The sequence below is a fragment of the Ruegeria sp. BI11 genome (genome assembly GCF_056538005.1).
Map to the genome: position 1 here is coordinate 115,218 of NZ_JBQFSM010000007.1, position 14,041 is coordinate 129,258.

Consider the following 14,041-nt stretch of genomic DNA (forward strand, 5'->3'; position numbering starts at 1 on the left):
TCTGTTTTATAGGATCAGGTGGCTAGTTTAACGCGCGAGCGCACTTTTGCAGAAATTGTTAGCGCCAACAATGCCAAATTCGTCCTGTTCCGAAACATACAAACTCATCGACCGCCGCAAATCGCTGAACCGTCCGCCTGCGTTGAAGGCATCGCGGAAGGCATCTTTGAACAGCCAGCGGTTTTTCTCGGCCACCCCGCCTACAAGAAACACGCCCCCCAAAGGCATCAGCACGACAGCAAGATCACCCATGACTGCGCCCAAATGTGTGGTGAACATATGGGCGGCTTTCTCTGCGATTGGATCGGATTGTGCGCGGGCATCTTCGAGAATGTCTTTCGCGCTACGCTTTGGCGTGGCGGTCCGACCGGCGGCCAATTCGGCCGCGCGATAAAGGATCGGCAGGCCAGTGCCACTGAGGAACATCTCCGCTTCAAGCACCAGAGTGTCATCAAAGAAACATTCCGGAGCAACATGGCGCGCGGCTTTGAAAATCTCGACCTCATCCTCATGGCGCGGCGACAGGCCGATATGACCGCCTTCTCCGGATGCGGTGTGATATCGGCCGTCGGAGTACAACAGCGCCCCGACGCCAAGACCAGTGCCTGGACCCACTACCAGGCGCGTGCCGGGTGGAGGGGCCGCGGCGCCTTGCAATACCTCGACATCCTCGCCGGTGATTTCGGCCACTGACCATGCGGCGGCAGTGAAGTCATTGATCACAAATGTATGCTGTGCGCCGGTGGCCTTGCCGATATCATCCTCTGACAGATTCAGCTTTGCATTTGTTAGACGGATGGTTCCGTCTTTCACTGGCCCTGCTCCAGCGGCCACTACGGCGCGCGGATCGGTGCCGATCTCATCCCGCAGAGCGTGAAAGGCTTCGAGCATCTGGGGCAGGGTGCCGGTTGGATACTTGCGCAGTTCGGTCAGGTCTCCCTCTGCGATCACGCCCAGGCGCGTATTGGTGCCTCCAATATCAGCCACAAGGTTCCAGTGCGCGCGCATAGCCCCGGCTGGTTGTGCCAGAGGTAAGGAAACAGCCCCATCCGAAAGAGAAGGTATGAGGGTTCGATACAACCCCATTGTTTTGTCATCTGGTGAGATGGAACCTGTGTCGCCCGCGTTTATCAGCTCCTCACGGCCCTGGGCCGAATTGTCATGATCCAGCAAAGACTGGGCAAAAAACCCTGCAACTGGGACACCTTGTTTCAACGCGCCCTGCAATGCCGTCAGTTGTTGGTTTAGGTCAATAATCCGTGTGTCCTTTAGTGGCTGTTCCGAGTTCGTCACGCCGTTTTCGGTGACAAAAATCGGTAAGTCCTTCGTGTAGTCTTGCTGAATACAGCTCAGTTGGCAGGTTAGGTCGGCAGCGGATTTACTGTGAGGACCAAAGCGCAATCCACACCAATCGACCCGAGCACCTATGGTTTCGAAATCGTCCTGCCAGCCTGTGGGCAGATGAGGCTCCAGTGCTTCCAGAGCGGCCGCAGGGTAGGTCCTGTTAAACACGCCCGCCAGAAAGAAGCGGTTTGGGTTGTTGTCAAACAGATCGGGGTTTGATGGGGCAGCCATTGCCTGATCGAACAAAACACCAAGGTTGGTCATGCCCAGCCCTCGCATCGCCTCGATACCGTGACCATGAGCCAGCAGAGCGTGATGCATTTCGCGGGCTGCAGCTCGGATATCGCGTGGGTCGAACGCTTGGCTTGAAGGATCGTACAATCCGCGCACGAGTGCCGGAGCGTCGATCGGCGCAACACTGTAAATACGATCACCGATGCGCTCCATGATGACCTCGGTGTAATCCGCGAACCACCCGGCGATATCTCGGTTTCGCCATCCCCCGAGATCCTGCAACGCCGCGGGCAGTTCCCCCTGATACAACGTTGCACAAGGGCGGATGCCACGCTCTAACAGTGCGTCGGCCAGGCGGTCATAGCCATCCAGCCCTTCTTGGTTCGGCTCACCGCGCCCCTCGGGCAGAACCTGGGCCCAATTGATCGAAAACCTGTAACAATCAAACCCGGCATCACGCACCAGATCGAATTGCCGCTCGGCCAGCCGGGCAGAGTCTGCCACGCCAAAGAGGAAATCCTTTGGAAAATCTGAGCGGGTGTAATCCATGGTCAGAACCTGTTTGCGCCGGGTGAGCTGCCAACTATCAGTTCGGCCCGATACGTTCTAGATGTTAGCGGTATCATTTGTGATTCAGTGTGTTTTGTCAGCTCTTCCGGCGAAATACTAGCCCTCAAGGGGTAAATCTTGACAAAAGGGGTATCGCTGTTTCAACGTAATTGAAACGTTTCAATGGGAGTCATCCATTAAGCAAATGCGAGTTTCGGCACAGCTTTATACCGTCAGACAGTGCGGGGATTTTGCAGCGCAGCTGAATCTGGTCCGTGCTTGCGGTTTTGCGGATGTCGAGACGATTGGCTTTCACGATCTACCCCCCCAACAAATGGCGCGACAGGTGGCGCAGTCGGGTCTAACCGTGCGGTCGGCGCATTTCGATTGGGAGGAATTCGAAACTCGGATTGAGGATATTCTAACCCTGCTGGACCTTTTGAATTGTCCGGTTGCCGTGATGCCGTGGCTGGCACCACAAGCCCGCCCCGCTACGACTGCAGGATGGCAGGCTGTAGCGGATCAGCTCTCTTGCTTGGCAGTACGATTGGCCGGTCAGGGTGTACGTCTGGCCTATCACAATCATGATTTCGACCTAGTGGGCGAGGCCGGAGAAACGCCATTGGACCTGATCCTGGCGCATGACGCGCTGTATTGGCAGCCTGATATCGGGTGGCTTGCCGTCTCTGTGCCCGACCCGGCAGTGGTGCTACGGCGATACGCGGGGCGGATCATCTCGGTACATGCGAAGGATGCGGACCCGGTTGCGGGGCAGGGTGATGATCGCTGGCGCAATCTGGGGCAGGGGGTTGTGGATTGGTCGCGGATTTTACGTGACCTCGATGAAAGCCCCTGCACCGACCTGTTTGTCGAACATGACGAGGCACCAAATCACTCCGAAACCTTGCAGATCGGGCGGGAATTCCTGCTGGGCCAGATGTCTTCGGAGTTCGGCTAATGGCGCGCGCAACGATCAAGTCGATTGCTAGGGAAACCGGCTATTCAGTCGGCACCGTATCGAACGCGCTGCGCGGGGCGGCGTCTGTCCGCGAAGACACGAGGCAAAAGATTCAGGCTGTCGCCGCCCGGCTGGGGTATCGCGTCAATATGGATGGGTTGAAGCTGCGCACCAACAAATCCTTCCGCATTGCGGTGCTGGTCAGCGTGTCACCAGATGCGGCAGAGGAATGGGAAGGAGTAGAATTCACTCGTATTCTGGCCGGTATCTCGGCGGCCTTGCAGGAATCGCGATACGAGATGTCCGTGTTCAACGTGGCCGACCTGCCTGATGCAATGACCAATCTGGCCCGGATTGTGCAGGACGGGCTGGCCGATGGTGTCATCTTCTCGGGCACGTTGCAGGATGATCCGCGCATTGCCTTTCTGCAGCAACAAGACTTTCCCTTTGTGACCATGGGCATGAGCGACAGCAAGACGCCCCACGCCTATGTCGATTTCGACAGTCAGGCGGCTGCGTTTGATGCCACCGCGCGGTTGGTGGGGTTGGGGCACCGGCGTATTGCGCTGGTGAACCCCCCGCCCGAGTTGATCTATGCCGCACAGCGCCAAACCGGATACGAGCAGGCGTTGGCCAATGGCGGCATTACGCCTGACCCGGCGCTGATATTCAACGGCCCCACAACCGCCCGCACCGGGCAGCTTTGTTTTAAGGCTTTGATGCAGCTGGAAGATCGCCCCACAGCCTGTATCTGCGCGAATGAAGCGATGACGCTTGGCGTATTGTCCGCAGCCCACGCTGCCGGTGTGCAGATTGGCCGGGATATGGTGGTGATTTCGACCGATGATCTGCAACTCAGCCGTTACTTCGTACCACCGACCAGCACGTATTATGTGCCCATTGAAGAGACCAGTCGCCTGCTGGGCGAGTACATGTTGAAAGCTTTGGACGGGGCTGACCCGTCTGAGACCCAGAAAAAGATCAGGGCCACGCTAATCGAGCGCCAACCTGACACCCCCGCGCCGCAAAAGGCACCCACCACATAAACCAACAAATGAGGACTTGAAGATGTTTAAAAATCTATTGGCCGCAGCGGCCCTGATCGCAATGGCAGCCCCCGTGGCCTATGCCGCCGATCTGGAAGGGCGCGTTCTTAAAATCGGAACCGACGCCACCTATCCACCGATGGAAACCGTTGACGAGTCGACCGGTCAGATCGTGGGTTTTGATGTGGATGTGATGAATGCGATCTGCGAACGGGTCAATTGCGTCCCGAATTTCGTCAACACCGCGTGGGATGGCATCTTTGCCGCGCTTCAGCAGGGCGAGTTTGATCTGGTGATCTCGGGGGTGTCGATCACGCCGGAACGCGAGGAGACGATGGATTTCTCGGAACCCTACATTGTGGTCAGTCAGGCCATCCTGTTGCAGGTCGACAACGGGGACATGACGCTTGAGGATTTCAAAGCTGGTGGTCAGAAACTGGCCGCACAGACCGGCACCACCAACGCGCAATTGGCCGAAGAGCTGGTCGGGCGCGAGAATGTCAGTCTGTATGACAACTTCTCGGCCGCGATCCTGGCGCTGCAAAACGCGGATGTGCAGGGTGTTATAATCGACGGGACATCGGCCGCAGCCTATGAACAGGAGTTCGCGGGTGAGCTGACCGTGGGCATTACTGGCCTGCAATCCGACCCGCTGGGCATCGTGTTTCAAGAAGGCGATGCTACAGTCGACGCCATCAACGAGGGGCTGGCGGCGATCAAGGCGGATGGAACGCTGGACAAGTTGGTCGGCAAATACTGGGGCACCGAGTAACCCGGTCTGACCCGTATTGGCCCGGTACCCATGGTGACCGGGCCACATGTTTACTGTGAGGTCCCATGAAGCGTCTCAGCTCGATCCGCCCGAGCAATCTTGTTCTGCTCGCCGCGGCCCCGTTCATTATCTACCTGTTCGCAACCTCATCGAAATATCTGCGCTCGTTGATTGCCATTCTCGGGATCGGGAATAATGCAGGGCCGATTTTTGTCGGGTTCCTGCTGGTTCTGGTGGTGGCCATTCTGGGGTATCTCTGCGCCCGGAATGCCCGGTTCCCAATCGCGCCGGGCTGGCTGCGTATCTCGGCATGGGGGGCCTTACCCGCAGCGTTGGCGCTGGCGGTCTTGGGTTTCGTCGCGCCGAAAGTGCTGATGCCATTTGCCGAGTCTGTTTTCTTTCATGCGCTCAGCGAAAATACCTCGACCCTGATCGACCGATCCTCGCAAACTTGGGTGCTGCTTCCAGAGGTAGTTGATCAAGTTGAAACCGGCCTTCAGGTCTTGTTGCTGATCTATGCGGTTGTGATTGCCGGTATTCTTCTGTCGGGCCGTTTGCCCGCCAAAACGCAGGGGTTTGCCCAGCTTGGGTTTGAAATCCTGACCGGGGCGGCGCTGTTCTATTTGATGTTCATGGCGCACTGGCAATTTGCTACCGGAGTTGCCATCACCTTTCGCGCCGCCATCTTCGCCTATATCTTCGCCGCCATTCTGGGCCTGATCTGGGTCGGGCTGCAATCGTTTAAGCCCAAGGCGCGCACGACGATTGCCTATGGCTGTGTCAGCCTGGCTCTGCTGGGTATATCGGCGTTTTTTTTCATGCAGCCGCAGGTGGAATACGAACTTATCGGCACGTTGGACGCCCGCATCGCCATCGTACGCGGTACTCCGCAGGCGCAGGCCGACATCATCCGGTTTGGTGAATTCGAAGGCGGTGAAGATCAGCAATACCGTATCCGCAGCGCCCCGAACGCTGCCAGTGCGGTGGAACAGATCGAAACAGTCGACAGCGTGTCGGGCGCCTTTGTCCCGGTCGGCGCCAACACTAAGGGCTATCCGGTGATCTGGCAGACGCAATTCCTGCCGGATCAGTACCGTAATCCTGCATTGGCCTTTGCCGTGTTTGGCTTTCTGTTGCTGACGCTGACGATAGGCGGCGCGCAGCACAAGCTGCATCCGCTGGCCGTCGGGGCCGAGTTCTTTGTGGACACGATCCGTGGCATTCCGATGCTGGTGATCATCCTCTATATTGGTCTGCCTCTGGCCGGGGCGGTTAAAGATGCCACGGGCGGTGGCATCGACATGACAAATATGACGCGTGGGATCATCGCGATCTCTGTCGGCTATTCCGCCTATATGGCCGAGATATTTCGATCCGGGATCGAGGCCATTCCGAGGGGGCAGATCGAGGCCGGCGGCTCGCTGGGCCTGTCGCGCTGGCAAACTGCGCGGCTGATTATCCTACCGCAAGCGCTGCGCATCGTCACGCCGCCCTTGGGCAATGAATTCATTGCGATGATCAAGGATACCTCGCTGCTGTCGATTCTGTCTGTCCGTGACATGACCCAGCGGATGCGTGAGTTTCAGGCGGCCAGCTTCCTGCCCTTCGCGCCATTCAATACGGCGGCGATCCTTTACGTGGTGATCACGCTGGGCTGCGCCAGTTTCCTGAAGTGGATCGAACGCCGAACGGCGAGGGAAGACCGATGAGCAGGCTGGAACTAGGCGTCTGCTATTACCCCGAACAATGGGATCGGTCGCTTTGGCGTGAAGATGCACAGCGAATGGTCGGCATGGGGTTGGATTGGGTGCGTATCGCTGAATTCACCTGGGGTCTGATCGAACCGGAGCGCGGCGTTTTCCATTGGGATTGGCTGGATGAGGTGATTGATATTCTGGGAGAAGCAGGGCTGCGCGTGATGATGTCCACGCCCACCGCCGCCCCGCCGAAATGGCTGATTGACGACCACCCCGAGATTCTGCCGGTTGGCGCAGACGGGCGCGTGCGCGGGTACGGATCGCGGCGGCACTATTGTTTTTCCAGCAATGTTTATCTGGCTGAGGCCCGCCGGATCGCCACCGAGTATGCTCGCCGGTACGGTCAGAACCCTTACGTTCACGCCTGGCAGATCGACAATGAATACAACGACCACGACACGGTGTTCAGCTATTCGGATGCAGCGCGGGATGGGTTCCAGCGTTGGCTAGTGGATCGCTACGGGTCAATCGAGGCGCTGAATAAAACCTGGGGGACCGTTTTCTGGGGCTCGGTCTATTCCAGCTTTGATCAGATCGAATTGCCCAATGGGCTGGTAGCCAACCCCAACCCGACCCATGCTATTGATTTTGCTCGCTATTCCTCGGATCGGGTGCGGCTGTTCAACCGCGAACAAGTGGACGTATTGCGTCAATACGCACCCGGCCGGGACATCACTCATAATTTCATGGCGGGCAGTTTCGAGTTTGATCACCATGCCGTTGCCGCCGATCTGGATATCGTCGGATTCGACAGTTACCCACTGGGTAATCTGCTCGGCTCGCCCATGTCTGACGACGAAAAGCGACGCTATTTGCGAACCGGCGCGCCGGATTATCAGGGGTTTCACTGTGACCTATACCGATCGCAAGGCAAAGGGCGCATGTGGGTGCTGGAACAACAGCCCGGACCGGTGGACTGGGCTGAGAAAAACCCCTCACCGGCGGATGGAATGGTGCGCCTTTGGACTTGGGCAGCCTACGCCCATGGCGCGCAGGCGGTGATGTTTTTTCGCTGGCGGCAGGCCAGGTTCGCACAGGAACAGTATCATACGGCGCTGTTACGCTCGGACGGCAGCCCGGATCAGGCCGCTGTGGAATTGGCACAGGTCGCGGCCGAGCGTGACATGCTGCCTGAGCTGTCGCGAGAACGGGCGCAGGTGGCCATATTGCTGGACTACGAATCCATCTGGGCGGCTGACATCCTGCCGCATGACGATGCCTTCCCAAACGCTCAGATCATTCGCGAATGGTATACTGGTTTGCGTGTGCTGGGGGTCGATCTGGATTTCGTGGGGCCGCAGGATGACCTGAACGGGTATGTCCTGATCGTTATCCCGCAAGGCATGATTATTTCGTCTGAGTTGGCGGCCAAACTTCGGGACTGTGGGGCAAAACTGTTGGTGGGCGCACGTGCTGGCAGCAAGACCCCCGACATGCACACTCCGCCTAATCTTGCCCCTGGGGAACTGGCTGACCTGACCGGCGTGACGGTCCAGCGCGTGGAATCGCTGCCTGAGCTTGCGCAGGAATCGGTGCGCCTGCGGGATGGAACGACCTATGACTTCACCGGTTGGAGGGAAATCATCGAAGCCAGCGAAACGGTAGTGTCCAGTTTTTGCAGCGCATACCGGGATGGCAGCCCGGCAATTGTGAGCTCGGACCGGGCAATCTATCTGGCAATGATCCCGCGTGGCCCATTGCTGCATGCCATATTATCGGACGCGTTAAGCTGGGCGGGCCTTCCCGTTTCCGATTGCCGGCCAGATCTGCGGATCACCCGTCGCGGGGGGGTGGGATTTGCTTTCAATTTCGGGCCAACCGGGTCGTCATTTTTGCCTGACGGCCCACATGCCTATTTGGTTGGTGGTGCTGAAATCCCGCCCTACGGGGTATCAATATGGCGCGATCAATAAACTTGTCGCTCCACATTCCTGTCTGTGCAAGTAAAAGCGTGAAAACAGATCAATAGCGGGAGAATCAACTATGGCTGACCGGAAAACTCTTTCCAGACGCTCAATGTTGAAAGGCGCGGGCGCGTCTTTATTGGCAGCCCCGCTTTACAGTAAAAGTGCGTTGGCATCTTCGGGAGAGATCAACGTTGTGATGTGGTCGGATTATCTGCCGTCTGTATTCCTGGAAGGGTTCGAAGCCGAGACAGGGATTAAGGTCAATCATATCGGGATCGGATCGAACGAAGAAATTCTCGACATGATGATTGCTTCGAATGGACAGGGGTTTGACCTTGTCACACCTACAAATATGCGTTCCTTGCAATGGGCACCGCTGGACTTGTTGCAACCGTTTGATCTGAACAAGGTGAACGTGGATGCGGTCAACCCATCCATGGTCAGGATTGGCACCGACGCTTGGGATTTTAACAAAAGTGGTACGCATTGGCTGCCGCATATCTGGGGCACAGAGGGTATTGCCTATCGCACCGATCTGTGGTCGCCCGAGGGCTCTGCGCCTTCCTATGGGGATGTTTGGTCAGAGGAAAATGCTGGCATGACCATGGGCCGCGCGCATTCGATGATGCTGTGCGCCGGTTTGTATTTGGAACGTATGGGTGAGATGGAGCCCGATTCCGTCTGGGACGCCTATGACGATGAAGAAATCATGCGTCAGGTTTGGGGTCAGATCACGGACTGGTGCATTGAACGCAAGGATCGGATCAAGCTGATCTGGAACGATGCAGAGACACAAAAATTCGGGCTGATGGATGACGGTGTGGTTGTGGGTCAAACTTGGGACGGGCCCCCGTTGGCATTGAAATCGGCAGGAGAGCCAGTGCATTATCAGGCCCCGATCGAAGGTGCGATGGCGTGGGTAGATGGACTTGCAATGCCGGTCGGCGCGCAAAACATCGAACAGGTTTACGCGTTCATCGACTATTTGTATCAACCCGAGCCAGCCGGAGCGGCGGCTGCGGTGAACGGATATAATACGGCCGTACTTGGGGCCGAGGATTTCGCAGGCGATGAGTTCAGAATAAACTTTGCCGAGGCCTATCCGGGCGACTCCCTGGCCAACCTTAACCCGTGGCTGGCCGAAGCCCCATGGTATGCCGAGGCGCGGGCCGAGTTCGTCATCAAGTTCGAAAGCGCTTGAACACTATCCGTTAGCGGGTGTATCTTTTTGCAGGATGAGGATGTCACATGCTGCGATTTCGTACCCATCCCATAATACGGGCGTGGCGGTGTAATTCATCAGAAAAACATGCTGCCCGGTTTCGCGTCGACGCAGCCCGTCGGGCAGTGAATGCAAGGTCAGATCGACTTTTTGCGCAGCCATTGCGATGATCCTGTCCCAAAGCACTTCGTCCGGGAAGCCTGCAAGATACCACAGACCATTTTCACCCTTAAGGGCGGTCGTGCCACCTTTAAAGGTCAGCAGGTTCGGCGCATTTCCGGACAGGCGATCAACCCAATGCTGCGCTGCGCCGCCGCCTTCTACATCGCGCTGTACGTGGGGGGGGAGGGTCTCGATAAGATCAACCTCACAATCCAACCCGGACAGGCCCGGGCGACCTGAGACCGGAATCTGAAAATCACGCGTGATCGCGCCGGTCCGAGGTCCAAGGATGGCCAGATCGCAACTCGTCGTCAGGCGGTTCTCCAGATCGCCATCCAGCGTAGCCAGGCCGGGGGCGAGTATCAGCTTGTATTCGCTCTTGGGCGTTTCCGTTGCCGAGATAAAATCCACTGACAGCCCCGCCCGCCGCAATGCGCGATAAACCGAAAAAACCAACCGGAAATAGTTGAAACCTTCCCCTTGCGGCTGTGTCGCCCACGCCCAGTCCGAGGCGTAGTCGAACAGAATGGCCACGTCTGCCTGTGCTTGCGTTAACGTACCGAGTTTGGCCAGATCATCGGCGGTCTGACGTGCCTCGGCCAGCGCCGGAGCGGGTTTGTTGTTGGGCGTCAAAAGGCCAGCATGCATTTGTTCCTGCGCGAACGGAGCCTGCCGCCAACGGAAATAGCTGACTACCTCGGCCCCGTGGGCCACCGCCTCAAGTGACCACAGACGGACCATGCCGGGCAGAGGCGCGGGGTTATAAGGTGCCCAGTTCACCGGGCCGGGTTGTTGTTCCATCACCCACCAGCGTCCACGCCCGACGGCGCGGTAAAGGTCGTGGTGAAACGCCTGCATATCCGGATCACCCTGTTGCAGGAACGCGGTTTTATGGGCCCCGTCAGCTTCAAGCCGGTCCGAGAGAAAGCCGATCGGGTAGCTGTCCCAAGTGGCAATATCCAGATCCGCGCCAACCTTGAAATGATCAAAGTCCAGAATCCGGCCCATATAGTTATGTAACAGCGGGGCGTCGGTCAGTGGTCGCAGTACATCAACCTGCGCCTTGTTGAACGCAACAACCTGGTCCGAACTAAACCGGCGGAAGGAGAGAGCATGCGCGGGGTTGGGTTCGGTCACAGTCAGGTTGGGTAGGTCGATCTGGTCGAAACTTGCATATTCCATTGACCAGAACACATTGCCCCAGGCTTCGTTCAAAGCATCGACCGAGCCATATTGTGCTTCCAGCCACTGCTGAAAGGCTTGTTGGGCAGGTTGGCTGTAGCTGACGGTTGTGTCATGGCAGCCATATTCGTTATCAATTTGCCAGGCGGCCACGTGCGGGTTGCGCACGTAGCGTTCGCCCATGACCCGGGCAATGCGGGCGCATTCGGCGATATACCCTTGATGGCTAAAGCAATAATGCCTGCGTGACCCGAACTTGCGTGGCTGCCCCCGAGCATCCACTGCTAGCATGTCAGGGTATTTCTCAAGCATCCATCGGGGCGGCGTTGCTGTCGGCGTGCCCAGAACAACCTTTAGGCCCGCAGATCCCAGCACCTCAATCGCTCGGTCCAACCAGTCGAATTGCAGATCACCCGAAGTGGGTTCCATCCTGCTCCAGGCAAACTCACCGATCCGCACCCAACTCAGGCCGGTTTCAACCATCTGTGCGGCGTCTTTGGCCCACATTTTTTCGGGCCAATGCTCGGGGTAATAGCAAACACCAAGTTCAGGTATCATAGAATGACTCTGTGTTCGGCTTGGCCTATACCTGCGTCGAGGGCGGCAAAAGTCATGCCATTGGTAGGATACGTGACAAGCGTTTCCGCATCCAGCCCCTCGCGGGCGGTGGTGCAGAACAGTGTGGTCAGATCGCTGCCGCCGAATGCGGGGCACGAAACATGGGCGGCCTCAAACGTGATGGCAGTCAGGAACCGCCCCGCCGGGGTATAGGCCGCAACACGACTTGCTCCCCATTGGGCGATCCAGATATTTCCAGCGGCGTCGACCACAGCGCCGTCGGGGTTCAGACCGTCGACTCGCAGGTCCAGAAAGACTATGCTTTCGCCCTCGGGCCAGCCGGTTTCCGCATCCAGTGGCCATCGCATGATCTGCTTCGTCTCCGTGTCCGTGTAATAAGCGCAGGACCGGTCAGGCGCGAAACAGATCGCGTTCGAGATCGTGACATCGGCCACCAGTTGCCGTAGTTCCCCCCGCCAATAGCGATAGATCGCGCCCGCGCCGGGTTCAGCGTGTTTGCCCATAGTTCCGATCCAGAATCCGCCCCATGGATCAGCGCGCCCGTCATTCGAGCGTGTGACCGGATTATCCGGCTCAAGTGGAATGATGGGATCTTTCTGGCCGTTTCGCAGGTCGAACCGCCAAAGGCCTGTTTCAGACGCCACCAAAAGCGTATCCTGATCAACCCAACTCGCAGCTGAGACGTACTCGTCGAATTGCCAACAGCGCGGCACACCTTCTTCCCGCGTCATCAGACGTTTGCCCAGAATATCGAACCAGAACAGCTGATGCCGTTCCGGATGCCACAATGGTCCTTCGCCCAGTTCGCAAGGGCGGTCGTCGTAGACGGTGTTCATCTAGCAGCCTCATCGTAGGCAGCGACGATTTGAGCGGCTCGTTCTGCGACCTCTGAAACGGTCATGCCGGGTTTGAACAGCGCCGACCCAATGCCGAACCCATCTGCGCTAGCCTTGATCCACAGGTCGAAATTCTCGGGGCCAGCGCCGCCGACGGCGTATACTTTTGTGCCTTCGGGTAGCACCGCACGTAGAGCCGCCAACCCCGTTGGTCCAGCCAGTGCGCCGGGGAACAGTTTCAGACCCGTTGCACCGGCCTTGAGCGCAGTGAAAGCTTCGGTCGGGGTGAAGATACCGGGCCAGCTTTCCAAACCCAGCCGATGCGAGTGAGAGATCACTTCCGGATCGCAATTGGGCGAAACGATCAAACGACCGCCAACCTCTGCCACCATATCGACTTGCTGGGTCGTCAAAACAGTGCCAGCCCCGATCAGGGCGCGATCACCGAACTCAGTGGACAGAACCTTAATTGACGTGAGCGGATCAGGTGAATTCAGCGGTACTTCGATTTTGTCGATGCCAGCGTCGATCAGGGACCGCCCGGTGGTTATGGCGTCCGCAGGGGCCAATCCGCGCAGAATTGCGATGATGGGACGATTCATGCGGTTTGCCTCGTCAGGTATCGGGCCTGCAGCAGGCCGGTCAGGGTGCATTGCGTGCTTTTGGCGGTTTCCACAAACGCGCCCTGTTGCTGCAGGGCTTTGGCGTAGATTTCCGACAGGTTCTCGGCCCCGATGATCGCCAGTTGCTGACCTAGCCAGTAAGGGCGAGTGGCTGCCAGTTCCGCGCCGATCAGAAAACCTGAAAGCTGTGCTCGGGTAACGCCGCCATCCTGCCCTTGCAGCAGATCGGCGGCCCGCAAGCCAAACAGTCGTGCCGCCAATTGCTCCGGTTTCGACAGCGCATCGGCGGTGGCCTCGGCAAAGGCAGCCTCGTCCCAGCCCGCGCCGACCGAGTGCTTCAACACCGATTGCCTGCCCAACAGCTCGAACAATTCACCCGTCATGAACGTGCGAAAGCTGACGACCTCTCCGGCGCTGATCTGCACCCATTTGGTGTGGGTGCCGGGCAGGCAAATCACCCCGTCCCAATTTTGGCGGGTAGCCAGAAAGCCCGCGATCTGGGTTTCCTCGCCGCGCATAACGTCTGGCGGAGCCGTTTGTTTCAACCCAGGCACGACGAAGGCGCGGATGCGGGGATCTGTACCCGGCACACGGACGGGCACCACCGGGGTCGGTTCACACGGAACAGCCGAGTATGGGGCCTCGACCCAGCCTTGCCGGGCGCCGACCATGCCACAGGCGACCACGTCAATCGGTGCGGCGCCCAGCCAGTCCTCGATCAGTTCGAACAAGGTAGGCTGGAATTCGTTCTGGCCCACACGCACCATGCCTTTTTCTGACTGCGCGTAGTCCAGAACCGTCTGATCCTGCATCGCCCACACCCGCAGATGAGACGTTCCCCAATCGATCGCGATCCATTCTGTATTCATG

11 protein-coding genes are annotated in these 14,041 nt (G+C 58.1%); 6 read left to right on the forward strand and 5 right to left on the reverse strand.

Annotated features, from left to right (window positions below; all coding sequences use genetic code 11):
* Positions 1-27 precede the first annotated feature (27 nt).
* Positions 28-2,127 (reverse strand): family 1 glycosylhydrolase, encoded by a 2,100-nt coding sequence (locus ACR0DT_RS15890; protein ID WP_480711697.1) that lies wholly within the window; start codon positions 2,125-2,127, stop codon positions 28-30.
* Between the two features lie 205 nt (positions 2,128-2,332).
* On the opposite strand from ACR0DT_RS15890, the gene ACR0DT_RS15895 reads away from it, so the two are divergent.
* From ACR0DT_RS15895 to ACR0DT_RS15920, 6 genes are all read left to right on the forward strand, one after another.
* The gene (locus ACR0DT_RS15895) at positions 2,333-3,085 is read left to right on the forward strand and encodes a sugar phosphate isomerase/epimerase family protein (protein ID WP_480711698.1); all 753 of its coding nucleotides are present in this window, start codon (positions 2,333-2,335) and stop codon (positions 3,083-3,085) included.
* Entirely contained in the window at positions 3,085-4,131 is a 1,047-nt protein-coding gene (locus tag ACR0DT_RS15900; RefSeq protein WP_480711699.1) for a LacI family DNA-binding transcriptional regulator, read from the forward strand. Before ACR0DT_RS15895 ends, ACR0DT_RS15900 begins: the two co-directional genes overlap by 1 nt.
* Before the next feature lie 22 nt (positions 4,132-4,153).
* Positions 4,154-4,903 carry a basic amino acid ABC transporter substrate-binding protein gene (locus ACR0DT_RS15905; RefSeq protein WP_480711700.1) on the forward strand — a complete coding sequence of 250 codons (750 nt, stop codon included), beginning with the start codon at positions 4,154-4,156 and terminating at the stop codon, positions 4,901-4,903.
* A 65-nt stretch (positions 4,904-4,968) separates the two neighbouring features.
* Positions 4,969-6,612 carry an amino acid ABC transporter permease gene (locus tag ACR0DT_RS15910; RefSeq protein WP_480711701.1) on the forward strand — a complete coding sequence of 548 codons (1,644 nt, stop codon included), beginning with the start codon at positions 4,969-4,971 and terminating at the stop codon, positions 6,610-6,612.
* A complete protein-coding gene (locus ACR0DT_RS15915; protein WP_480711702.1) occupies positions 6,609-8,573 on the forward strand; it encodes a beta-galactosidase in 1,965 nt (654 codons plus the stop codon). The genes ACR0DT_RS15910 and ACR0DT_RS15915 overlap by 4 nt, the downstream gene beginning before the upstream one ends.
* Positions 8,574-8,643: 70 nt before the next feature.
* Entirely contained in the window at positions 8,644-9,768 is a 1,125-nt protein-coding gene (locus ACR0DT_RS15920; protein WP_480711703.1) for an extracellular solute-binding protein, read from the forward strand.
* Between the two features lie 3 nt (positions 9,769-9,771).
* On the opposite strand, the gene ACR0DT_RS15925 is transcribed toward ACR0DT_RS15920, so the two are convergent.
* The 4 genes from ACR0DT_RS15925 to ACR0DT_RS15940 are packed head-to-tail and all read right to left on the reverse strand — an operon-like array spanning position 9,772 to position 14,040.
* Entirely contained in the window at positions 9,772-11,691 is a 1,920-nt protein-coding gene (locus ACR0DT_RS15925) for a beta-galactosidase (protein WP_480711704.1), read from the reverse strand.
* A complete protein-coding gene (locus tag ACR0DT_RS15930) occupies positions 11,688-12,548 on the reverse strand; it encodes an SMP-30/gluconolactonase/LRE family protein (protein ID WP_480711705.1) in 861 nt (286 codons plus the stop codon). The genes ACR0DT_RS15925 and ACR0DT_RS15930 overlap by 4 nt, the downstream gene beginning before the upstream one ends.
* On the reverse strand, positions 12,545-13,150 hold the full coding sequence (locus tag ACR0DT_RS15935) for a 2-dehydro-3-deoxy-6-phosphogalactonate aldolase (RefSeq protein WP_480711706.1): 606 nt from the start codon (positions 13,148-13,150) through the stop codon (positions 12,545-12,547). The genes ACR0DT_RS15930 and ACR0DT_RS15935 overlap by 4 nt, the downstream gene beginning before the upstream one ends.
* A complete protein-coding gene (locus ACR0DT_RS15940; protein WP_480711707.1) occupies positions 13,147-14,040 on the reverse strand; it encodes a 2-dehydro-3-deoxygalactonokinase in 894 nt (297 codons plus the stop codon). Before ACR0DT_RS15940 ends, ACR0DT_RS15935 begins: the two co-directional genes overlap by 4 nt.
* Position 14,041: the final 1 nt, after the last annotated feature.